Source organism: Pseudomonas sp. SG-MS2 (genome assembly GCF_009933855.1).
In the GTDB taxonomy this organism is placed as follows: Bacteria; Pseudomonadota; Gammaproteobacteria; order Pseudomonadales; family Pseudomonadaceae; genus Aquipseudomonas; species Aquipseudomonas putida_E.
Map to the genome: position 1 here is coordinate 23068 of NZ_MOMO01000227.1, position 21046 is coordinate 44113.

Genomic DNA, 21046 nt, shown 5'->3' on the forward strand with positions numbered 1-21046 from the left:
TTAACTCTGCCGCTCTTTGCGGCCACCTTTGCTACATCGGAGATACACAGTGGAAGCACTGCAGCAGAAGATTCGCGACGAAGGCATCGTGCTTTCCGATCAGGTTCTCAAAGTCGATGCGTTTCTCAACCACCAGATCGACCCTGCGCTGATGCAGCTGATCGGTGACGAGTTCGCCCGCCTTTACGCCGATGCCGGTGTGACCAAGATCGTCACCATCGAAGCCTCGGGTATTGCGCCGGCGGTGATGACAGGCCTGAAGCTGGGCGTTCCGGTGATCTTCGCACGCAAGCATCAGTCCCTGACCCTGACCGAAAACCTGCTGACTGCGTCGGTGTATTCCTTCACCAAGCAGACCGAGAACACCGTGGCGATCTCGCCGCGCCATCTCAACAGCAGCGATCGCGTGCTGGTGATCGATGACTTCCTGGCCAACGGCAAAGCCTCGCAGGCGCTGATCTCGATCATCAAGCAGGCCGGTGCCACCGTGGCCGGCCTGGGTATCGTCATCGAGAAGTCGTTCCAGGGCGGCCGTGCCGAGCTGGACGGCCAGGGTTACCGCGTTGAATCGCTGGCCCGGGTGAAGTCGCTGGAAGGTGGCGTGGTCAGCTTCATCGAGTGACAGCCATTGGGGCCGCTATGCGGCCCATCGCGACGCAAGGCCGCTCCTACAGGACCACCGAGCTTCTGTAGGAACGGCCTTGCGTCGCGATGGGCTGCAAAGCAGCCCCGGCAATCACCGCGTCGCCGCCAATCCTGCCAGTATCAACCGCTGATATAGCTCGTCTTTGAGCCCTCGTGGCTCATCCAGCTGCATGCGCGCCAACTGCGCCGCATACCCCTCCGGCCCCGGCGCATCCAGCGCTGCCTTGCCCAGCTCCAGCACCTCGCTCAACCTGAACTTGCTTTTGAGCCAGTTCAAAGCCCGCAACAAGTCCCGTTCCTCGGCCGTGAAATCAGTCCCCAACGGATACTCCGGGAACAGCCGCGCATGCCGTGCCCTGATTTGCTCAAGTCGCTCAGGCGTATTGTCGGTAAACCGCGCATCCAGCTGAAAGTCTTTTGCGAGCTTGCCGGCTTTCTTGGCCTGCTCGATCAGCTCGCCCTGGAACCTCGAATCACTGATCGCCAGCAGCCGTGCGATCACTTCGCTGTCGCTCTGCCCACGCAAGTCGGCGATGCCGTACTCGGTCACGACGATGTCGCGCAAGTGCCGGGGGATGGTGCAATGGCCGTAGGCCCAGAGCAGGTTTGAGCTGACCTCGCCTCGCGCCTCGCGCCAACTGCGCAGCAACAGGATGGATCGTCCACCCTCCAGCGCGTGCCCCTGTGCAACGAAGTTGTATTGCCCGCCCACGCCGCTGAGCACGCGGCCATCCTCCAGCTGGTCGGCTACACCCGCGCCGAGCAGGGTCATGGTGAACACTGTGTTTATGAAGCGGGCATCACGCCGCTGGCGGCGCTTCGTTTCTTCCTGGCCATACAGCTCGTTGATGAAGCTGATGCGCGTCATGGCAAACTGAGCGCGCTGCTCCAACGGCATCTCCCGCAAGCGTTGATAGAACGCCTGCGGGCCGAGGAAGAAGCCGCCGTGTACCAGCACGCCTTGCTCGTCAGCAGGGCGCCGCACCACCCCGGCTTCGGCGAGAGCCAGCAGGCCGTTGACGAACATCTCACTGCAACCGTAGAGGCCTTGGCCGAAAGCATCGAGCCCACCTTCCCGCTCGATCAGGGTTTGCCATGGCCCTACATCCAGCTCACCCATCAGTGCCCGGTAACCAGAATTGTCGCCTTGGCGCGCCAGCAACGCAGCGGCCACGGCATCACCCATAGCGCCGATGCCGATCTGCAGGGTGCCGCCATCGCGCACCAGGGTACTGGCGTGCAGGCCGATGCAATGGTCCTGGGTGGTAACCGGCATGTTCGGTGTGGAGAACAGCCGACGTTGCTCCACCTGATCGATCAGCAGGTCGAACGCTTCCATGCCCAACTCCGAATCACCAGGCATGTAGGGCAGTTCGGCATGCACCTGCCCGAGCATGAGGATGGTTTCACCGGCCTCGCGGCGCTTGGCGATCATCGGCAGCAGGTCGAGGGTGATGTCGGGGTTGCAGGCCAGGCTCAAGTGCACCGGCTTTTCCGGCGTGGCGGCTACCAGTTGCGCAATCAGGTTGAGGCCCTTGGCGTTGATATCGCGGGCTGCGTGGCTGTAGTTGCTGCTGACGTAGTCTTGCTGCGCGCAATCACTGTGCAGCAGGCCGCCGGGCTGCATGAAGAACTGCTCGACGCGGATGTTCGGCGGCAACTGGTCGTTGCGCAGGTCGGCGAGATAGGTGAGCTCCTGGTAATCGGCGAACACACGTTCGATGAAGGGCTCGAGCAAGCGCCGTTGCAAGCCGTCGCCCAAAGGTGGGCGGCCAAGCGACAAGGCCGTGTAGATCGTCAGCCGGCGCTCTGGCAGGTCACGCACCCGGGCGTACAACGCATTGACGAAGGCATTGGGTTTGCCAAGACCCAGCGGCAGGCCCATGTGGATATGCGCGGGCAAGCGCGACAAGACCTGCTCGACTGCCTGGTCGATGGAGCATAGGTGCATCGTGGCCTCCTGAGTCTTCCGTGGGTTCAGGGGTTGGACATGAACCGGCGCGGGTTCGTTGCCTGCGCAAAGACAAAGCCCGCCATGCAAGGCGGGCTATTGGCAACTCAACCCAGGCTCAAAGCCCGGACATCTTCTGGATGGCCGCTTTGAGGTCTTCATCCGAACAATCGGCGCAGGTGCCCTTGGGGGGCATGGCGTTGATCCCGGTGATGGCCTTGGCCAGGATGCCGTCAAGGCCGCCCTGGTGATCGGCGCGCTCTTTCCAGGCGGCGGTGTCGCCAATTTTCGGCGCGCCGAGCAGGCCGCTGCCATGGCAGGCGTTGCAATGCTTGGCGATGATTTCATCCGGTGTCTTGGCACCGCCACCGCCAGCCGAAGCGGCCACCTCCATGCCCTTGCATTCCTGGCCCTGGACGCACACTTGGCCAACCGGCTCAAGGCGTTTGGCAATGTCATCATTGGTCGCAGCGGTTGCGCTCATTGCCCAAAGGGCGAATACGGCTGCTGGTACGGCCAGCATCTTCTTGATTTGGTTCACGCGAACACCCTCATGGTGGCTAATCACGCCCGCGGCCACGGTAATGCGAGCGTTGAAAAGTATAGCGGGAACCCGGAAGCCGTGAAACGACCCTACTCAGGAAAGGGGTATTGCCGAATCAATGCACTGCGCTGGATCAAAAGTTCGACGGCGTTGCAGCACTGATCAGCCGCGCCGGTTCATCGAAAGGGTTGCGAAAACGGTGCGGGCGGGTGCTCTCGAAGTAGTAGCTGTCACCTTCTTCGAGGATGAAGGTCTCGGTGCCCACCACCAGTTCCAGCCGGCCTTCAAGGAGGATGCCGGTTTCTTCGCCATCGTGGGTGAGCATCTCGGCTCCGGTGTCGGCACCCGGCGGGTAGACCTCTGTCAGGAAGGCAATGGCACGGTTGGGATGCGACTTGCCCACCAGCTTCATGGTCACCGCACCGTCGGAAATGTCGATCAGTTCGTGGGCCTTGTAGACAATCTGGGCGTGGCTTTCAGCTTCCAGTTCCACGGAGAAAAACTCGACCATGGACATGGGAATACCGCTTAGCACCTTGCGCAGCGAGCTGATCGAGGGGCTCACACTGTTCTTCTCGATCATCGAGATGGTGCTGTTGGTCACGCCCGCACGCTTGGCGAGTTCACGCTGGGACAGGCCCTTGAGCTTGCGGATGGCTTGCAGTCGTTCGCCGACGTCCAAAGCTGGAGCCTCCTGAAACGGTGAGATGGCGGGGTGAATGTGAACGATATCATGGCAATGCCGTTCAGTATTTACAACACACCGCCCCTCAGGCTGTCCGCTTCAGCGTGTCATTCGCCGAAGTAGTCCAGCGGCACGCGTTTGAGGTTGCAGAAGATCTGGTAGGGGATGGTCCCTGCGTGCATGGCGACTTCACTGGCCAACACGTGCTTGCCCCACAGCTCGACCGGGCTGCCGATGTTCGCTTCGGGCACGTCGGTCAGGTCGATGCACAGCATGTCCATGGAAACGCGGCCAATCAGCTGGCTGCGCTTGCCGGCGACCATCACCGGCGTACCGGTCGGGGCCTGGCGGGGGTAGCCATCGGCGTAGCCCATGGCAACCACGCCCACCCGGGTGGGGCGTTGGCTGATGAACTTGGCGCCATAGCCCACCGGCTCGCCAGCAGGCAACTCTCGCACGCTGATCACCCGCGATTGCAGGGTCATTACCGGCTGCAGGCGCTCGGCCTGGGCTTGCGCCACCTCGAACGGTGTTGCGCCATACAGCATGATGCCAGGGCGCACCCAGTCGCTGGGGGCATGCGGCCAGGCCAGCACGCCGGGCGAGTTGCGCAGGCTGCATTCGGCAGCCAAACCCTGCCGGGCGGCCTCGAACACGGCAATCTGTTGCGCAGTGGCGTCGGCATCCAGTTCGTCGGCACGGGCGAAATGGCTCATCAGCACGATGCGCGCAACCTTGCCGCTGGCCAGCAGGCGTTGGTAAGCCTCGTGATAGTCCTTGGGGTGCAGGCCGACACGGTGCATGCCGCTGTCGAGCTTGAGCCAGAGGGTCAATGGCTTGTGCACGGGCGTCTTTTCGATGGCCTCCAGCTGCCACAACGAATGCACCACGCACCACAGGTCATGCTCGGCGATCAGCGAAAGCTCGCTGGCTTCGAAGAAACCTTCAAGCAGCAGCATCGGAGCCTTGATACCCGCCGCACGCAACTCCAGCGCCTCTTCGATACACGCAACGGCAAAGCCATCGGCTTCGGCTTCCAGCGCGAGGGCGCAACGCACGGCGCCGTGGCCGTAGGCGTCGGCCTTGATCACGGCGAGGGCCTTGGCGCCGGTCAGTTCACGGGCAAGGCGGTAGTTGTGGCGCAGGGCTTGGAGGTCGATCAGGGCACGGGCGGGACGCATGGCGGCAGCCTTATGGTGGTTCAGGTTGAAAACAGTGTTGGATTCATCGCCGGCAAGCCGGTTCCCACAGGGTCAGTGTAGGAGCCGCCGTACCAGCGATGAGGCCGGTATAGCAGGCCGATTACTGATGCACTGGCGCCGTATGGCCTTGCTTGGCGACTTCCCGGGTTTTGCCATACCGTGAAATATCCAGCCCTTCAGCGCTGATTTGCGGCTTTTTGCGCGCAATCAGGTCAGCCAGCAGGCGCCCGGAACCACAGGCCATGGTCCAACCCAGGGTACCGTGGCCGGTGTTGAGGAACAGGTTACGGAATGCGGTGCCACCCACAATCGGGGTTCCATCCGGGGTCGCCGGGCGCAGACCGGTCCAGAAACTGGCCTGGCTCAGGTCACCGCCGCGAGGATAAAGGTCGTTGACGATCATCTCCAGTGTTTCGCGCCGGCGCGGGTTAAGCGACAGGTCAAAACCGGCGATCTCAGCCATGCCACCGACACGGATACGGTTGTCGAAGCGGGTGATGGCGACCTTGTAGGTCTCATCGAGAATGGTCGAGGTCGGCGCCATGTCGGCGTTGGTGATCGGCACGGTCAGCGAATAACCCTTGAGCGGGTACACCGGCGCCTTGATGCCCAGCGGTTTGAGCATCTGCGGCGAGTAGCTGCCCAGCGCCAGCACGTAGCGATCGGCGGTTTCCAGCTTGCCGTCGACCCATACGCCATTGATTCGGTCACCGGCGAAGTCCAGGCGCTGGATGTCCTGGCCAAAGCGGAATTCGACACCCAGCTTGAGGGCCATTTCTGCAAGCTTGGTGGTGAACAGCTGGCAGTCGCCGGTCTGGTCGTTGGGCAGGCGCAGGGCGCCGGCAAGAATGTCCTTGACCCCAGCCAGGGCCGGTTCGACGCGGGCAATGCCATCACGGTCCAGCAGCTCGTAGGGCACGCCCGACTGCTCGAGCACAGCGATATCCTTGGCAGCAGCATCAACCTGAGCCTGGGTGCGGAACAGCTGGGTAGTGCCCAAAGTGCGGCTTTCGTAAGCGATACCGGTTTCGGCGCGCAGTTCGTCGAGGCAATCGCGGCTGTACTCGGACAGGCGCACCATGCGCTCCTTGTTCACTGCATAGCGGCTGGCGGTGCAGTTGCGCAGCATTTGTGCCATCCACAGGTACTGGTCGACGTCGCCGGTCAGCTTGATGGCCAATGGCGCGTGGCGCTCCAGCAGCCACTTGATGGCTTTGAGCGGCACACCTGGAGCAGCCCAGGGCGAGGCGTAGCCGGGCGAGATCTGGCCTGCGTTGGCGAAGCTGGTTTCCATCGCCACCGCCGGTTGGCGATCGACCACAGTCACTTCAAAACCTTGCCGGGCCAGGTAATAGGCACTGGCGGTTCCGATTACACCGCTACCAAGTACCAGAACTCGCATCGTTGATCCCTCGCACGCGGCGCACCGCATTTTTGTTGATATGGCATGGATGCGCGCAGTATAAAAATTACAGCCCAGTGCAATTCACTATATAAAAGCCTATATTTGGCGAGAATTCTCGGCAAAATCGCCTTTCACGGAGGGGCATCCCCTATGAGAACCCAGCACCAGAGCAAGCGTGAACTGGACAAGATCGACCGCAACATCCTGCGGATCCTGCAGAATGACGGGCGCATTTCCTTCACCGAACTGGGCGAGAAAGTTGGGCTTTCCACCACCCCTTGCACCGAGCGCGTGCGCCGCCTGGAGCGTGAGGGCATCATCATGGGCTACAACGCCCGGCTCAACCCTCAGCACCTGAAGGGCAGCCTGCTGGTGTTCGTGGAAATCAGCCTGGACTACAAGTCGGGCGACACGTTCGAGGAGTTCCGCCGCGCGGTACTCAAGCTGCCACACGTGCTGGAATGCCACTTGGTGTCGGGCGATTTCGATTACCTGGTGAAGGCACGCATTTCGGAGATGGCCTCGTACCGCAAGCTGCTGGGCGACATCCTGCTCAAGCTGCCGCACGTGCGCGAGTCCAAGAGCTACATCGTGATGGAGGAGGTGAAGGAAAGCCTCTGCCTGCCGATCCCGGACTGACGCTACACCAGCACCTGCCGGGTGGTGGCGATGAACCGGTGGACGAGCTGCTCGGCTTGCGGCTCGATCATCTGTTGCGGGCCACGGCCGCGTGGGCAGGCCATGCGCGGGGTGGTGCCGAACAGGCGGCAGATCATCGGCCTTTCTTCATACACGGTGCAGCCATTGGGCCCCAGGTGCACACAGTCCAGGCGCTGCAGCGCCGCATCCTGCTCAGCCTGCGACTTGCGCGGCAGACGGGCCATCTCTTCGGCTGACGTGGTAACCGGGCCACAACAGTCGTGGCAACCGGGCTCGCATTCGAAGGAAGGGATGAGTTCACGCAGGAACTGGATCTTGTGGCGGTTGCAGGACATGGCGAGGAATACATTGAAGATTGAGACTGAATTATAGGCCTCATCGCCGGCTTGCCGCGAATGAGGCCGGTTGCCCGACCCCGAAAGCCCGGCTTATCCTCCCACTTCTGTCTCGATACCCAGGACCCGCCAATGATCCACAGCGCGCAGCACGCCGCCTCCTACTACGCCGCCAGCAGCGCGCCACACCCCGATCACCCGTTCCTGCAAGGCGAGCACAGCGCCGACGTGTGCATCGTTGGCGGCGGCTATTCGGGCCTGAACACCGCCATCGAGCTGGCCGAACGCGGCCTGTCGGTGATCCTGCTGGAAGCGCGCAAGCTCGGCTGGGGGGCCAGCGGGCGCAATGGCGGCCAGCTTATCCGGGGCGTCGGCCACGGCCTGGAGCAGTTCCAGGCGGTGATCGGTGAAGAAGGCGTACGCAGCATGAAGCTGATGGGCCTGGAAGCCGTGGACATCGTCCGTGAACGGGTCGAGCGCCACGCCATCGCCTGCGACCTGGCCTGGGGTTACTGCGACCTGGCCAACAAGCCCGGCGAGCTGCAAGGCTTCGCCGAAGACGCCGATGAACTGCGCAGTCTGGGCTACCGTCACGAACTGCGCCTGGTGCATAAAGACGATATCCACAGCGTGGTCGGCTCCGACCGTTATGTCGGCGGCCTGATCGACATGGGCTCAGGGCACCTGCACCCGCTCAACCTGGCGCTTGGCGAAGCGGCCGTGGCCAGCCGCCTTGGTGTGCAGCTATACGAGCAATCGGAGGTCAGCCGCATCGAGTACGGCCCCGAAGTGAAGGTGCACACCGCCCAAGGCCGGGTGCGCGCCAAAACCCTGGTGCTGTGCTGCAACGCCTATCACAACGGCCTCAACCGCGAATTGGGCGGCAAAGTGCTGCCAGCCGGCAGCTACATCATCGCCACCGAACCGCTGGGTGAGGAACGCGCGCGCCAATTGCTGCCGCAGAACATGGCGGTGTGCGACCAGCGCGTGGCGCTGGACTACTATCGCCTGTCCGCCGACCACCGTCTGCTGTTCGGCGGTGCCTGCCATTACTCCGGGCGCGACCCACAGGACATTGCCGCCTACATGCGGCCGAAGATGCTCAAGGTGTTCCCGCAACTGGCCGATGTGCGCATCGATTACCAGTGGGGTGGGATGATCGGCATCGGCGCCAACCGCCTGCCACAGGTCGGCCGCCTGGCCAGCCAGCCGAATGTTTATTACGCCCAGGCCTACTCTGGCCATGGGCTCAACGCCACTCACCTGGCAGCGCGCCTGCTGGGTGAAGCCATCAGTGGCCAGCAAAGCGGGCGCTTCGACCTGTTCGCCAAGGTGCCACACATCACCTTCCCTGGCGGCAAACACCTGCGCTCGCCGCTGCTGGCGTTGGGGATGTTGTGGCACAGGCTCAAAGAGCTGACTTGAGACCTGAACGGTCCTGCATGGACCGCGCAGTGTCATGTTGATCAGTCTTTCCAAAAGGGTTTACGCCCCTCGGTCAAGGCCTGCTCCCAGCTCAGCCCAACATCGCGCAACTGCTCATCGGTCAACTGCAGCAACGCCCTGCGGGTGTGCCAGCGATGCAGCATCAGGCCCCAACGCCCCATCCCTTGCGGGGCGTTGAACACCTTGGCCTGCTGCCCGGCTTCCAGTTCCCTGGCCAACAGTTGCAAGCGCACATCGCTCATGCCACCCATCGCTGCGTTCTCCCATTCAGTGATTACTGTGGAGAAAGCATGCGCGCTGCCAGCACCGGCAATACAGATTCAATACAGGCTTATTATTCCCATACAGAATTGGCGGATCTGCGGCTGAATGCTGTATTTTCTACGCAACTGTACTGGTCGTGCTTGCAATCGCGCACAGGAGTATGCCGTGACGCTCTACCTGAACCTCGCCGAGCTGCTCGGCACCCGTATCGAGCAAGGCCTGTACCGCCCCGGCCAGCGCCTGCCATCGGTGCGCGCCCTGAGCGTGGAACATGGGGTCAGCCTGAGTACGGTGCAGCAGGCCTACCGCCTGCTGGAAGACAACGGCATGGTGTCGCCACGCCCCAAGTCCGGCTACTTCGTCAACGACCATCGCCACCTCGCCGCACTGCCCGCCGTCAGCCGCCCTGCCCAGCGACCCGTGGACATTTCGCAGTGGGAACAAGTATTGGAGCTGGTGCGCAGCACACCTCGTCAAGACGTCATACAGCTCGGCCGCGGCATGCCCGACATCGACAGCCCGAGCCTCAAGCCCTTGCTGCGCAGCCTCGCCCAGCTCAGCCGGCGCCAGGACATGCCGGGGCTGTATTACGACAACATCCATGGCAACCTCGCTTTGCGTGAGCAGGTTGCCCGCCTGGTGCTGGACTCTGGCTGCCGCCTGGGCCCGGCGGACCTGGTGGTGACGACTGGCTGCCACGAAGCGTTGTCGTGCAGCATCCGCGCGGTGTGCGAGCCGGGCGACATTGTCGCGGTCGATTCGCCGAGCTTTCACGGCGCCATGCAAACACTCAAAGGCCTGGGCATGAAGGCGCTGGAGATCCCCACCGACCCGATCACCGGCATCAGCCTGGAAGCCCTGGAACTGGCGCTTGAGCAGTGGCCGATCAAGCTCATCCAGATCACGCCAAGCTGTAATAACCCGCTTGGCTACATCATGCCCGAGGCACGCAAGAAGGCGCTGCTGAACCTGGCCCAGCGCTATGACGTCGCCATCCTCGAAGACGATGTGTATGGCGACCTGGCCTACACCTACCCCCGCCCGCGCACCCTCAAGTCGTTCGACGACGACGGTCGCGTGCTGCTGTGCAGTTCGTTTTCCAAGACGCTAGCCCCGGGCCTGCGCATTGGCTGGGTGGCGCCAGGGCGCTATCTAGAGCGGGTGCTGCACATGAAGTACATCAGCACCGGCAGCACGGCCACCCAGCCGCAGCTGGCGATCGCCGATTTCATCGCCAGCGGCCACTACCACCCCCATGTGCGGCGCATGCGCAGCCAGTACCAGCGCGGCCGCGACCTGATGAGCGACTGGGTAAACCGTTACTTCCCACCTGGCACGCGCGTCAGCCGGCCTCAGGGTGGCTTCATGCTGTGGGTGGAGCTGCCAGAGCATTTCGACACGTTGCGGCTGAACCGCGCTTTACTGGAACAGGGCGTGCAGGTTGCCGTGGGCAGCATCTTTTCCGCCTCAGGCAAGTTCCGCCACTGCCTGCGGATGAATTTCGCCGCGCGGCCAACACCACAGATCGAGGACGCGGTGCGCAAAGTGGGAGAAACCGCCCTTCGTCTACTGGATCAAAGTAACACCGACGGGTAACTTTGCGCCGCCCTATACGGTCCAACCTCTCAAGCCTTTGCCGCACAGGACGATCCACACTTGAGACTCCAGCGAGCTCTGCCCCTGCTGCTGGTGCTGCTAGGCCTTGCAGGCTGCGCCAGCGTCGGTACACCCCGCGAGACCAGCCAGGCACTGCCGGCTAAAGATTCAGCCTTCGGCCGCTCGGTGCTGCGCCAGGCCGCACCCTATGAAGGACGGTCCGGTTTCCGTCTGCTGCCCAACAGCAACGAGGCCTTCCGTGCCCGCGCCGAGCTGATCCGCAACGCGCAGGCCAGCATCGACTTGCAGTACTACATCGTCCACGACGGCCTGAGCACCCGGGCCCTGGTCCATGAACTGCTGCGCGCCGCCGACCGAGGCGTACGCGTGCGTATCCTGCTGGACGACACCACCAGCGACGGCCTGGACACCATCATGGGCACCCTCGACGCCCATCCGAACATCCAGATCCGCGTATTCAACCCACTGCATCTGGGCCGCAGCACGGGGGTGACGCGCGCGGTGGGCCGCCTGTTCAACCTGTCGCGCCAGCACCGGCGCATGCACAACAAGCTGTTCCTGGTGGACAACAGCATGGCCATCGTCGGCGGGCGCAACCTGGGCGATGAGTATTTCGATGCTGAGCCCAACCTGAATTTCACTGACATCGACATGCTCGGCGTGGGCCCGGTGGCCGAACAGCTCGGGCACAGCTTCGACCAGTACTGGAACAGTGCCCTGAGCCGGCCCGTGACTGACTTCCTCTGGCAACTGCCGGATGCCGCCGACCTGCGCGCCAGCCGCCACCGCCTGGAAGTGTCGCTGGCCGAGGCGCGGGTGCAGCGCAAGGCGCTGTATGACCGCCTGATGGCCTATCAGTCGGAGCCTCGGCTGGATGTTTGGCGCAATGAGCTGATCTGGGCCCACAGCCAGGCCTTGTGGGATGCACCGAGCAAGGTGCTGGCAGACGATGAGCCAGACCCGCACCTGCTGATGAGCCAGCAGTTGGCCCCTGACCTGGCAAACGTGCACCACGAGTTGATCCTGGTTTCGGCCTATTTCGTCCCTGGCGAGCCTGGGCTGCTGTACCTGACCGGCCGTGCGGACGCCGGAACGTCGGTCAAGCTGTTGACCAACTCGCTGGAGGCCACCGATGTACCGGCCGTGCATGGCGGGTATGCGCCCTACCGCCGGGCGCTGCTCGAACACGGCGTGCAGCTGTTCGAGTTGCGCCGCCAGCCGGGTGACCCCAGTGCCGGGCGCCTGAATTTCCACGGCGGTTCGGATTCCAGCCTGCACAGCAAGGCGATCGTGTTCGACCGACACAAGACTTTCATCGGCTCGTTCAATTTCGACCCGCGTTCGGTGTTGTGGAATACCGAGGTCGGGGTGCTGGTGGACAGCCCGGAGCTGGCCGAATACACCCGCGAGCTGGCCGTTCAGGGCATGGCGCCTGCGCTGAGTTATCAGGTCAGGCTAGAGAATGACAAGCTGGCCTGGGTGACCGAGGACAACGGCCAACTGCACACCCTGACGGCAGAGCCCGGCGGGCTCTGGCGGCGGTTCAATGCGTGGATCAGCAAGGCCGTCGGGCTGGAGAAAATGCTGTAGCGCAGGGCCTCAGGCGGCAGCAGGCTCGAAGGCACCGCGCCGCTGGGTCAACACCACCAACCCGGCCGCCCCAACTGCCATCAGCAGCGGCAACGCATGGCCACTGAGCCACTGGCTACCCGCACCGGCCAGCAACGGCCCCAGCAGGCAGCCGATACCCCACAGCTGCGCCACATGGGCATTGGCCCGCACAAGTGCATCATCCCGATAACGCTCGCCGATCAGTATCAGCGACAACGTGAACAGGCCACCGGCACTGGCCCCGAACAGCACCCACAATGGCCAGATCGCCGGCGTGTGCACAAGCAACGGAATCGCCAGGCTGGAACACAGCAAGGTCACCGCACAACCGGTGAACAGGGCGCGCCGCGACATGTGGTCGGCCAAGGCGCCAATCGGCAACTGCAGCACCGCGTCGCCAACCACCACGGTACTGACCATGAACAGCGCCAGCTCGGTGGTGAAGCCCTGCTGCAGGCAGTACACCGGCAACAGGGTGAGGATCATCGCCTCGAAGGCAGCAAACAGCGCGATGGCCCAGGCGATCACCGGCAGCCGGCGACAGAAGGCGAACAGGTCGCTGAAGGTTACGCTGCAGGCCTCGGTACTCGGCGCGCCGCCACGACCCAACAGCAGCAAGGGCGAGAGCAGCAGCAGGCCGGTCGCAGCCCAGAAGCCAAAGTCATCGTCGGAGCCGAGAAAGCCCAGCACCAGCGGCCCTGCCAGCTGGCTCAAGGCATAGCTGCTGCCATACAGCGCCACCAAGCGCCCACGCCACTGCTCGACCACCAACTGGTTGATCCAGCTCTCGCCAAGGATGAACACCACGGTCAACGACATGCCGATCAGCAAGCGCAGCGCCAGCCACAGCGGGTAGCTGGGCAGCACCGCCAGCAGGCCAATCGACAATGCCCCGCCCCACAGGCACAGGCGCATAGCCGAAGGCACGCCGACCCAGCCGGCCAGGCGGCTGGCCAGGCTGGCACCAATCAGCACGCCCAGCGCGGGCATCGCAGCCATTACGCCGATGGCGAAGCTGCCGTAGCCCCAGGCCTCCAGGCGCAGGGACACCAGCGGCATGCTCACGCCGAGCGCGAGCCCGACGCTCAGCACCGATGCCAGCACGGCAAAGTAGGTTCCCCAGCGCATAGCAGCCTCCCAGGCACAATTCTTGAATGGCAGAAACGACACAGCCGGGACGGTGTGAACCGGCCCGGCTGTCATTGGGGCTGTAGCGCAGCCCCCTGGATTTACAGCTTGATCCAGGTCGCTTTCAGCTCGGTGTACTTCTCCAGCGCATGCAGCGACTTGTCACGGCCGTTGCCCGACTGCTTGAAACCACCGAACGGCGCGGTCATGTCGCCGCCATCGTACTGGTTGACCCAGACGCTGCCGGCGCGCACGGCACGGGCAGTCTTGTGGGCCTTGGAAATATCCGACGTCCAGATGCCAGCGGCCAGGCCATACGGCGTGTCGTTGGCAATGGCGATGGCTTCTTCGGCAGTATCGAAGGCGATGACCGACAGCACGGGGCCGAAGATTTCTTCCTGGGCGATCTTCATGGCGTTGGTCACGCCGTCGAAGATGGTCGGCTCGACGTAGGTGCCGCCAGTCTCTTCCAGGGTGCGCTTGCCACCGGCCAGCAACTTGGCGCCGTCCTTGTGGCCGGCGTCGATGTACGACAGCACGGTATTCATCTGCTGGGTGTCGACCAGCGCACCGACGGTGGTCTGCGGATCGAGCGGGTTACCTGGCTTCCAGCCCTTGAGCGCTTCGACCACCATGGGCAGGAACTTGTCCTTGATCGAACGCTCGACCAGCAGGCGCGAACCTGCGGTGCAAACTTCGCCCTGGTTGAAAGCGATGGCGCTGGCAGCAGCTTCGGCGGCGGCTTGCAGGTCCGGTGCGTCGGCAAAGACGATGTTCGGGCTCTTGCCACCGGCTTCCAGCCAGATACGCTTCATGTTCGACTCGCCCGCATACACCATCAACTGCTTGGCGATCTTGGTCGAGCCGGTGAACACCAGGGTGTCTACGTCCATGTGCAGGGCCAGGGCCTTGCCGACGGTGTGGCCGTAGCCTGGCAGCACGTTCAGCACACCGGCCGGGATACCGGCTTCGATGGCCAGCTGGGCGATGCGGATGGCGGTCAGCGGCGACTTCTCGGATGGCTTGAGTACCAGCGAGTTACCGGTGGCCAGGGCTGGTGCGATCTTCCAGCAGGCCATCAGCAGCGGGAAGTTCCACGGTACGATGGCACCGACCACGCCAACTGCTTCGCGGGTAACCAGACCCAGCTGATCACTAGGGGTCGGCGCGACTTCGTCGTAGACCTTGTCGATGGCTTCGGCGGTCCAGTGGATGGCATTGGCCGCGCCCGGCACGTCGATGCTGGAGGAGTCGCCGATCGGCTTGCCCATGTCCAGGGTTTCGAGCAGCGCCAGCTCTTCGACGTTCTTGCGCAGCAGGTCGGCGAAGCGGATCAGCTTGGCCTTGCGCTTGGCCGGGGCCAGCTGCGACCAGACGCCGGAATCGAACGTTGCGCGGGCGTTTTCCACAGCGCGATTGGCATCGGCCAGGTCGCAGCTGGCAACCTTGGCCAGGAAGCGTCCGTCGACCGGGCTCAGGCAGTCGAAGGTTTCACCGGATGCGGCGTCGGTGTATTCGCCGTTGATGAAGGCACGTCCTTCGATCTTCAGTTGCTGGGCACGTTGCTCCCAGTCTGCACGAGTCAGGGTGGTCATACGAAACTCCTCCTCTTGTTTAGGTGCAACGCCGCACTGAGGACTCACAGGCGTTGTCAGAATTCTGGCCGGGCGACAAGCGCACACTGGCAAGCGATACCCTAAACCAGCCAGTGCAAACTATCAATATATTTGACACATAAGGCCTAAAAGCCTACTGATGTGCATTTTATTAAACAAAAATAGGAGCTGCACCATGAACATCGCCAGCATCATCGACTTCGCCCAAGTCCTCACCGAGGCTGAACGCTACCGTCCCGCGGCAGAAAAAATCCTCAAGGGCGAGCCGGACCAGGCTGTCTACAACCATTATTCCACCCCGTGCGGACAGTTCGCCGCAGGTGTCTGGGAAGGTGAGGTCGGGCAGTGGACAGTGAACTACACCGAGCATGAATACTGCGAGATCGTGCAGGGCGTTTCGGTACTGCGCGACCCGGATGGCGGCACCAAGACCCTGCGTGCCGGTGATCGGTTTGTCATCCCGGCCGGCTTCAAGGGCACCTGGGAAGTGCTGGAGCCGTGCCGCAAGATTTATGTGATGTTCGAGCAGAAATGAGTGCGACGCCGGCGTGGTGATTAATTACCACAGCCCGGCAAGCCAAGAGCGTGATCCTTGCAGCGTCCAATTCAGGACAATCCAAGGAGAATCATCATGACTACCGACATCCTCGGCGCCGCTCGTCACGTGATTGGCTCGCAGTATGTAGAAAGCGTCAAGCCCTACATCGTCGAACTCACTGGCCTGATGAGCGCCGCAGGCCCACGTGACATCACCACCAAGGACATACGCTCCGACAGGGTGATGATCAGCGTCGATACCGCCGGCACCATCGACGGCCTGCACATCAGCTGATCCCCACTGCTGATCGCTACAAGAAAGGGGCTCCAGACGGAGCCCCTTTCTTGTTGGCATCCACGTAAAAAAAAACCCGCGTCCTTTCGGATGCGGGTTTTTTCAGGTCGCCGATCAATTACTTGATCTTGGCTTCCTTGTACACCACGTGCTTGCGAACAACGGGATCGTATTTCTTGATCTCGATTTTGTCCGGGGTGGTGCGCTTGTTCTTGTCGGTGGTGTAGAAGTGGCCAGTGCCAGCACTCGAAACCAGACGGATCAATTCACGCATGACGTTCTCCTTAGAACTTTTCGCCGCGAGCACGCAGCTCGGCCAGCACTACGTCGATACCACGCTTGTCAATGACGCGCATGCCTTTGGCAGATACGCGCAGACGCACGAAACGGTTCTCGGATTCAACCCAGAAACGGTGGTGCTGCAGGTTCGGCAGGAAACGACGACGGGTTTTGTTGTTTGCGTGGGAAATGTTGTTCCCGGTTACTGGACCCTTACCAGTAACTTGACAGACTCTCGACATGACTCAGCCCTCTAAAACCACATGCCCAACCCGGCATGGGTTGGCCGCTTAATCTCTCAGTCTTTGGCGCCAGGCGCCGTGATTCTGGAGGTCTTACCGACCGGATCCGCTGATGCGACAGGCCGAGCCCCTAGAAAAGAGCGCTGCTTTATACCAGAAAGACTGCATTGCAACAACTGCTGATGAGCATCTGTCGGAGACAAATCGTGCGCGAGCAGCATAGCGGCTAGCCCGGCGAACTGTCGACCACTCGTCGCCAGCCGGTAGAAAAAGAGGGTGGTCATTTCCTGATGCGCACACTAGGGTAGGACGTTTCCAGACTGCACTGGCAGATGGGCCACTGACAGCCAAGGAGTCACGATGCGTGCCGCCGCCCTTTCCTTAATGCTCACCTCCCTGCTTGCTGCCGGCATCGCCCAGGCCGCGCCACTGAGCGTCTGCAGCGAAGCCAGCCCCGAGGGCTTCGACGTGGTCCAGTACAACTCGCTGACCACCACCAACGCCTCGGCCGACGTACTGATGAACCGCCTGGTCGAGTTCGACGCAGGCCAAGGCAAGGTCGTCCCCAGCCTGGCGCAAAGCTGGACAGTGTCGGCTGACGGCCTGGTGTACGACTTCAAGCTGCGTGAAGGGGTCAAATTCCACTCCACGCCTTATTTCAAGCCAACCCGCGCCCTCGATGCCGACGATGTGCTATTCAGCTTCCAGCGCATGCTCTACCCCGCCCACGCCTGGCACAAGACCGCACCGGGTGGCTACCCGCACGCCCAATCACTGCAACTGGGCAGCCTGATCAAGTCGATAGAGGCGCCGGAGCCGAGCAGCGTACGCTTCACCCTGACCCACCCCGATGCGACCTTCCTGGCCACCTTGAGCATGGGCTTTGCTTCGATCTACTCCGCCGAGTACGCCGACAAACTGCTCAAGGCAGGCACCCCGGAGAAGCTCAATAGCCAGCCGATCGGCACCGGCCCGTTCGTCTTCCAGCGCTACCAGAAGGACGCCGTGGTGCGCTACCGCGCCAACCCGGACTACTTTGATGGCAAGCCTGCGGTCGATCCGCTGATCTTCGCCATCACTACCGATGCCAACGTACGCCTGCAGAAGCTCAAGCGTGGTGAATGCCAGGTGGCCCTGTCACCCAAGCCCCTGGACGTTGCCGAAGCAGGCAAGGACGGTAACCTCAAGGTCGTCACGACACCGGCCTTCATGACCGCTTTCGTTGCCATCAACAGCGAGCACCCGCCGCTGGACAAACCCGAAGTGCGCCAGGCGATCAACCTGGCCTTCGACAAGCAGGCCTACCTCAAGGCCGTTTTCGAAGGCACCGCCACCGCCGCCAACGGCCCCTACCCGCCCAACACCTGGAGCTATGCCAAGGACCTGCCCGGCTACCCGCTGGATCTCAAGCGAGCCAAGGCGCTGCTGAGCAAGGCCGGTTACGCAGATGGGTTCAGCACCACGATCTGGACCCGCCCGTCAGGCAGCCTGCTCAACCCCAACCCAAGCCTGGGCGCGCAGATGCTCCAGGCAGACCTGGCCAAGATCGGCATCAAGGCCGAAATCCGCGTGATCGAATGGGGTGAGCTGATCCGTCGGGCCAAGGCTGGCGAGCATGACCTGCTGTTCATGGGCTGGGCCGGCGACAACGGCGACCCGGACAACTTCCTCAGCCCGCAGTTTTCCTGTGCGGCGGTAAAGTCGGGGACCAACTTCGCGCGGTTCTGCGACAGCCGGCTGGACCAGTTGATCAGTGCAGGGCGTACCACCAACGACCAGAGTGTACGCAGCCGGTTGTACCAGCAGGCGCAGACGCTGATCCAGCAGCAGGCGCTGTGGGTGCCGCTGGCGCACCCGACGGCGGCAGCGCTGTTGCGCGAGGGCGTCGAGGGTTATCAGGCAAGCCCGTTCGGGCGGCTGGATTTCAGCAAGGTTTCGGTGAAGCGCTGAACCCTGGCTTTGCAGGCTCGACCAAATGCCGGCTTGCCGGCGACTGGTCGAGCCTGCAAACAGGCAGCCACTAAGCGACAATCCATCCCTGCTCCACCATCGACAGCGGCTCCCCATCACCCACGATGATGTGATCGAGCACCCGCACATCGATCAGCGCCAACCCCTGCTTCAATGCAAGCGTCATGTGCACGTCGTCCTGGCTCGGCTCACTATTGCCCGAAGGATGGTTGTGGCAAAGGATCAACGCCGCAGCGTTGTGCATCAACGCACGGCGCACCACTTCCCGCGGGTAGATGCTGGCCCGGTCGATCGTCCCTCTGAATAGGATTTCGAAAGCCAACGGCCGGTGTTTGCTATCCAGAAACAGGCAGCCAAAAACTTCGCTAGGCTCATGACGCAGCATGGCTTTCAGGTATCTGCGCACCGCAAAAGGGCTCTCCAGAGCGCAGTCGCGCTCGATCGATGTGGCAAGGTTGCGCCGCCCGATCTCCAGCAGCGCCTGCAATTGGCCATACCGCACCGGCCCAAGCCCGAGCGCCCCCACGAATGCGTCCCTGTCAGCTTCAAGCAACTGGCGCAAGCCGCCGAACTTGACGAGCAACCCCCGCGCCAGCTCCACGACGTTGTGGCCCCGCACGCCAGAGCCGAGAAACACGGCCAGCAATTCGGCATCCGAAAGGCTGCCCACCCCGCGCTGCATCAACTTTTCCCTGGGCCGCTCCTCGGCTGGCCACTCGCTTATCTTCATTGCATCTCCTTTGCGCCCTGCTGCGACACGTTTAGGCCCTGTGTTAATCTATTTCGCCTCGTACATGCGACGTTCTGCCGCAGGCAATCCTGTTCGTCGCTGCCCGCTCTCTCTGGAAAAAGGCAAGCCTATGCAGCGGCTGTATCGCAAGCGCATCGTTCTCGGCGTCGGGGGCGGCATTGCCGCCTACAAGAGCGCCGAGCTGATTCGCCGACTCCTGGAGCACGGCGCGCAAGTGCGCGTCGTCATGACCCGTGGTGGTGCTGAATTCATCACCCCGCTGACCCTGCAGGCGCTGTCCGGCCACCCGGTACACATGGATCTGCTCGACCCTGCCGCCGAAGCGGCCATGGGCCATATCGAACTGGCCAAATGGGCCGACCTGGTGCTGATCGCCCCCGCCACCGCCGACCTCATGGCGCGCATGGCCCAAGGCATGGCCGACGACTTGCTGACCACCCTGGTACTGGCCACCGACGCCACTGTGGCAGTGGCCCCGGCCATGAACCAGGCCATGTGGCGCGACCCGGCGACCCAGGCCAATCTCGACCTGCTCAAGACCCGTGGCATCCAGGTGTTCGGGCCGGCTTCCGGCAGCCAGGCCTGCGGCGACGTGGGCCTTGGCCGCATGCTCGAAGCCACCGACCTGGCCTGGTGCGCCGCCGAGAGCTTCAAGCGCCAGGCGCTTACCGGCAAACATGTGCTGATCACCGCCGGGCCAACCCAGGAAAACATCGACCCGGTGCGTTACATCACCAATCATAGCTCCGGGAAGATGGGCTTCGCGCTGGCCGAGGCGGCCGCAGAAGCGGGTGCCCGGGTGACCCTCGTCACCGGCCCTGTGCACCTGCAGACCCCTGACCGGGTCAACCGGATCGACGTGGTCAGCGCGCGGGACATGCTCGCAGCCTGCGAGGCGGCCATGCCGTGCGACCTGTTCATCGCCTCGGCAGCGGTCGCGGACTACCGCCCGGAGGTCGTTGCCACACAGAAGCTCAAGAAAGATCCTACGACCGGCGACGGCATGCTGCTGCAGATGGTGCGCAATCCCGATATCCTTGCCACCATCGCTGGCCGCACCGACCGCCCGTTCAGCGTCGGCTTCGCCGCCGAGACCGAACATTTGCTCGATTACGCCACGCGCAAGCTCAAGGACAAGAACCTCGACCTGATCGTCGCCAATGATGTGGCCAACCCCAGCATCGGCTTCAACAGCGAGGAAAATGCCCTGACCGTGATCGACCGCCAGCAGCATCAAACCCTCTTCGCGCAGACCAGCAAAGGCAAGATTGCCCGGCAACTGGTCGCCTTCATCGCCGAACGGCTCAACCAGGTTCAATAAGTTACATGCACGCTCTTCAAGCCAAGATCCTCGACCCACGCCTGGGCAGTGAATTTCCGCTGCCGCAATACGCCACCCCTGGCTCCGCCGGCCTGGACCTGCGCGCCCTGCTCAAAGAGGACACCGTCCTGGAGCCGGGCCAGACCCTGCTGATTCCTACCGGCCTGTCGATCTACATCGGCGACCCGGGCCTGGCAGCGATGATCCTGCCGCGCTCGGGTCTGGGCCATAAGCATGGCATCGTGCTGGGCAACCTGGTCGGCCTGATCGACTCGGATTACCAGGGCGAGCTGATGGTGTCGTGCTGGAACCGTGGCAACACGCCATTCACCATCGCCGTTGGCGAGCGCATCGCTCAGCTGGTGCTGGTACCGGTAGTGCAAGCGCATTTTGAAGTCGTCGAGGCCTTCGATGAAAGCCAGCGCGGCACCGGCGGCTTCGGCCATTCCGGCAGCCACTGAGCCGACCGGCGACCGTTCAGGCCATGGATGGCGAACTCTCTGATGAAACCACCGTCCAAGCGTTCAGTTTGCGCCTGCCC

Annotated in this window: 22 protein-coding genes; 10 read left to right on the plus strand and 12 right to left on the minus strand. The window is 62.8% G+C overall.

Annotation, left to right across the window (positions count from 1 at the left end; genetic code table 11):
* The first annotated feature begins 49 nt into the window (after positions 1-49).
* The gene (locus BLX42_RS19175) at positions 50-622 is read left to right on the plus strand and encodes a xanthine phosphoribosyltransferase (RefSeq protein ID WP_012312153.1); all 573 of its coding nucleotides are present in this window, start codon (positions 50-52) and stop codon (positions 620-622) included.
* Positions 623-736: 114 nt separating this feature from the next.
* Here BLX42_RS19175 and BLX42_RS19180 read toward each other — a convergent pair whose 3' ends face one another.
* The 5 genes from BLX42_RS19180 to dadA all read right to left on the minus strand — a co-directional run bounded on the left by BLX42_RS19180 (position 737) and on the right by dadA (position 6429).
* Complete coding sequence (locus BLX42_RS19180; RefSeq protein ID WP_161872402.1) at positions 737-2596, minus strand: acetyl-CoA hydrolase/transferase family protein; 1860 nt, start codon at positions 2594-2596, stop codon at positions 737-739.
* Positions 2597-2714: 118 nt separating this feature from the next.
* Entirely contained in the window at positions 2715-3119 is a 405-nt protein-coding gene (locus tag BLX42_RS19185; protein ID WP_046787067.1) for a cytochrome c5 family protein, read from the minus strand.
* A 154-nt stretch (positions 3120-3273) separates the two neighbouring features.
* Complete coding sequence (locus BLX42_RS19190; RefSeq protein WP_039603621.1) at positions 3274-3822, minus strand: cupin domain-containing protein; 549 nt, start codon at positions 3820-3822, stop codon at positions 3274-3276.
* Between the two features lie 110 nt (positions 3823-3932).
* Complete coding sequence (gene alr, locus BLX42_RS19195) at positions 3933-5006, minus strand: alanine racemase (RefSeq protein ID WP_161872403.1); 1074 nt, start codon at positions 5004-5006, stop codon at positions 3933-3935.
* Between the two features lie 121 nt (positions 5007-5127).
* On the minus strand, positions 5128-6429 hold the full coding sequence (dadA, locus tag BLX42_RS19200) for a D-amino acid dehydrogenase (protein ID WP_046786885.1): 1302 nt from the start codon (positions 6427-6429) through the stop codon (positions 5128-5130).
* A 153-nt stretch (positions 6430-6582) separates the two neighbouring features.
* Here dadA and dadR point away from each other — a divergent pair, with 153 nt between their 5' ends.
* Positions 6583-7071 (plus strand): transcriptional regulator DadR, encoded by a 489-nt coding sequence (gene dadR / locus BLX42_RS19205; protein WP_003258963.1) that lies wholly within the window; start codon positions 6583-6585, stop codon positions 7069-7071.
* Positions 7072-7073: 2 nt separating this feature from the next.
* Here dadR and BLX42_RS19210 read toward each other — a convergent pair whose 3' ends face one another.
* A complete protein-coding gene (locus tag BLX42_RS19210) occupies positions 7074-7427 on the minus strand; it encodes a YkgJ family cysteine cluster protein (protein WP_125924395.1) in 354 nt (117 codons plus the stop codon).
* 132 nt (positions 7428-7559) lie between these two features.
* On the opposite strand from BLX42_RS19210, the gene BLX42_RS19215 reads away from it, so the two are divergent.
* The gene (locus BLX42_RS19215; RefSeq protein WP_161872404.1) at positions 7560-8852 is read left to right on the plus strand and encodes an FAD-binding oxidoreductase; all 1293 of its coding nucleotides are present in this window, start codon (positions 7560-7562) and stop codon (positions 8850-8852) included.
* A 41-nt stretch (positions 8853-8893) separates the two neighbouring features.
* Here the strand turns inward: BLX42_RS19215 and BLX42_RS19220 are convergent, their stop codons facing one another.
* Positions 8894-9124 (minus strand): DUF1127 domain-containing protein, encoded by a 231-nt coding sequence (locus tag BLX42_RS19220; protein WP_046786882.1) that lies wholly within the window; start codon positions 9122-9124, stop codon positions 8894-8896.
* Positions 9125-9302: 178 nt separating this feature from the next.
* Here BLX42_RS19220 and BLX42_RS19225 point away from each other — a divergent pair, with 178 nt between their 5' ends.
* Together BLX42_RS19225 and BLX42_RS19230 are read left to right on the plus strand one after the other, a co-directional pair.
* The gene (locus tag BLX42_RS19225) at positions 9303-10733 is read left to right on the plus strand and encodes a PLP-dependent aminotransferase family protein (protein ID WP_161872405.1); all 1431 of its coding nucleotides are present in this window, start codon (positions 9303-9305) and stop codon (positions 10731-10733) included.
* A 60-nt stretch (positions 10734-10793) separates the two neighbouring features.
* Positions 10794-12344, plus strand: a complete 1551-nt coding sequence (locus tag BLX42_RS19230) for a phospholipase D family protein (RefSeq protein ID WP_046786880.1) — start codon at positions 10794-10796, stop codon at positions 12342-12344.
* Between the two features lie 9 nt (positions 12345-12353).
* Here BLX42_RS19230 and BLX42_RS19235 read toward each other — a convergent pair whose 3' ends face one another.
* Together BLX42_RS19235 and BLX42_RS19240 are read right to left on the minus strand one after the other, a co-directional pair.
* Positions 12354-13493 carry an MFS transporter gene (locus tag BLX42_RS19235; RefSeq protein WP_161872406.1) on the minus strand — a complete coding sequence of 380 codons (1140 nt, stop codon included), beginning with the start codon at positions 13491-13493 and terminating at the stop codon, positions 12354-12356.
* A 101-nt stretch (positions 13494-13594) separates the two neighbouring features.
* Entirely contained in the window at positions 13595-15088 is a 1494-nt protein-coding gene (locus tag BLX42_RS19240) for an aldehyde dehydrogenase (RefSeq protein ID WP_046786878.1), read from the minus strand.
* A 196-nt stretch (positions 15089-15284) separates the two neighbouring features.
* Between BLX42_RS19240 and BLX42_RS19245 the strand changes: the two genes are divergently transcribed.
* A complete protein-coding gene (locus BLX42_RS19245; protein WP_046786877.1) occupies positions 15285-15644 on the plus strand; it encodes a cupin domain-containing protein in 360 nt (119 codons plus the stop codon).
* 96 nt (positions 15645-15740) lie between these two features.
* The gene (locus tag BLX42_RS19250; RefSeq protein WP_125924397.1) at positions 15741-15941 is read left to right on the plus strand and encodes a hypothetical protein; all 201 of its coding nucleotides are present in this window, start codon (positions 15741-15743) and stop codon (positions 15939-15941) included.
* Positions 15942-16059: 118 nt separating this feature from the next.
* Here BLX42_RS19250 and rpmG read toward each other — a convergent pair whose 3' ends face one another.
* On the minus strand, positions 16060-16215 hold the full coding sequence (gene rpmG, locus BLX42_RS19255; protein ID WP_003253507.1) for a 50S ribosomal protein L33: 156 nt from the start codon (positions 16213-16215) through the stop codon (positions 16060-16062).
* Positions 16216-16225: 10 nt separating this feature from the next.
* On the minus strand, positions 16226-16462 hold the full coding sequence (gene rpmB, locus BLX42_RS19260) for a 50S ribosomal protein L28 (protein WP_012312138.1): 237 nt from the start codon (positions 16460-16462) through the stop codon (positions 16226-16228).
* A 360-nt stretch (positions 16463-16822) separates the two neighbouring features.
* Between rpmB and BLX42_RS19265 the strand changes: the two genes are divergently transcribed.
* Positions 16823-18412 (plus strand): ABC transporter substrate-binding protein, encoded by a 1590-nt coding sequence (locus tag BLX42_RS19265; protein ID WP_161872407.1) that lies wholly within the window; start codon positions 16823-16825, stop codon positions 18410-18412.
* A gap of 70 nt (positions 18413-18482) precedes the next feature.
* Here the strand turns inward: BLX42_RS19265 and radC are convergent, their stop codons facing one another.
* Positions 18483-19163, minus strand: coding sequence for a DNA repair protein RadC (gene radC, locus BLX42_RS19270; RefSeq protein ID WP_119688048.1), 681 nt, complete (start codon positions 19161-19163; stop codon positions 18483-18485).
* Positions 19164-19293: 130 nt separating this feature from the next.
* Between radC and coaBC the strand changes: the two genes are divergently transcribed.
* Both coaBC and dut read left to right on the plus strand, forming a co-directional pair.
* Positions 19294-20505 (plus strand): bifunctional phosphopantothenoylcysteine decarboxylase/phosphopantothenate--cysteine ligase CoaBC, encoded by a 1212-nt coding sequence (gene coaBC, locus BLX42_RS19275; RefSeq protein ID WP_012312135.1) that lies wholly within the window; start codon positions 19294-19296, stop codon positions 20503-20505.
* A 5-nt stretch (positions 20506-20510) separates the two neighbouring features.
* Entirely contained in the window at positions 20511-20966 is a 456-nt protein-coding gene (gene dut / locus BLX42_RS19280; protein ID WP_012312134.1) for a dUTP diphosphatase, read from the plus strand.
* Positions 20967-21046 lie beyond the last annotated feature (80 nt).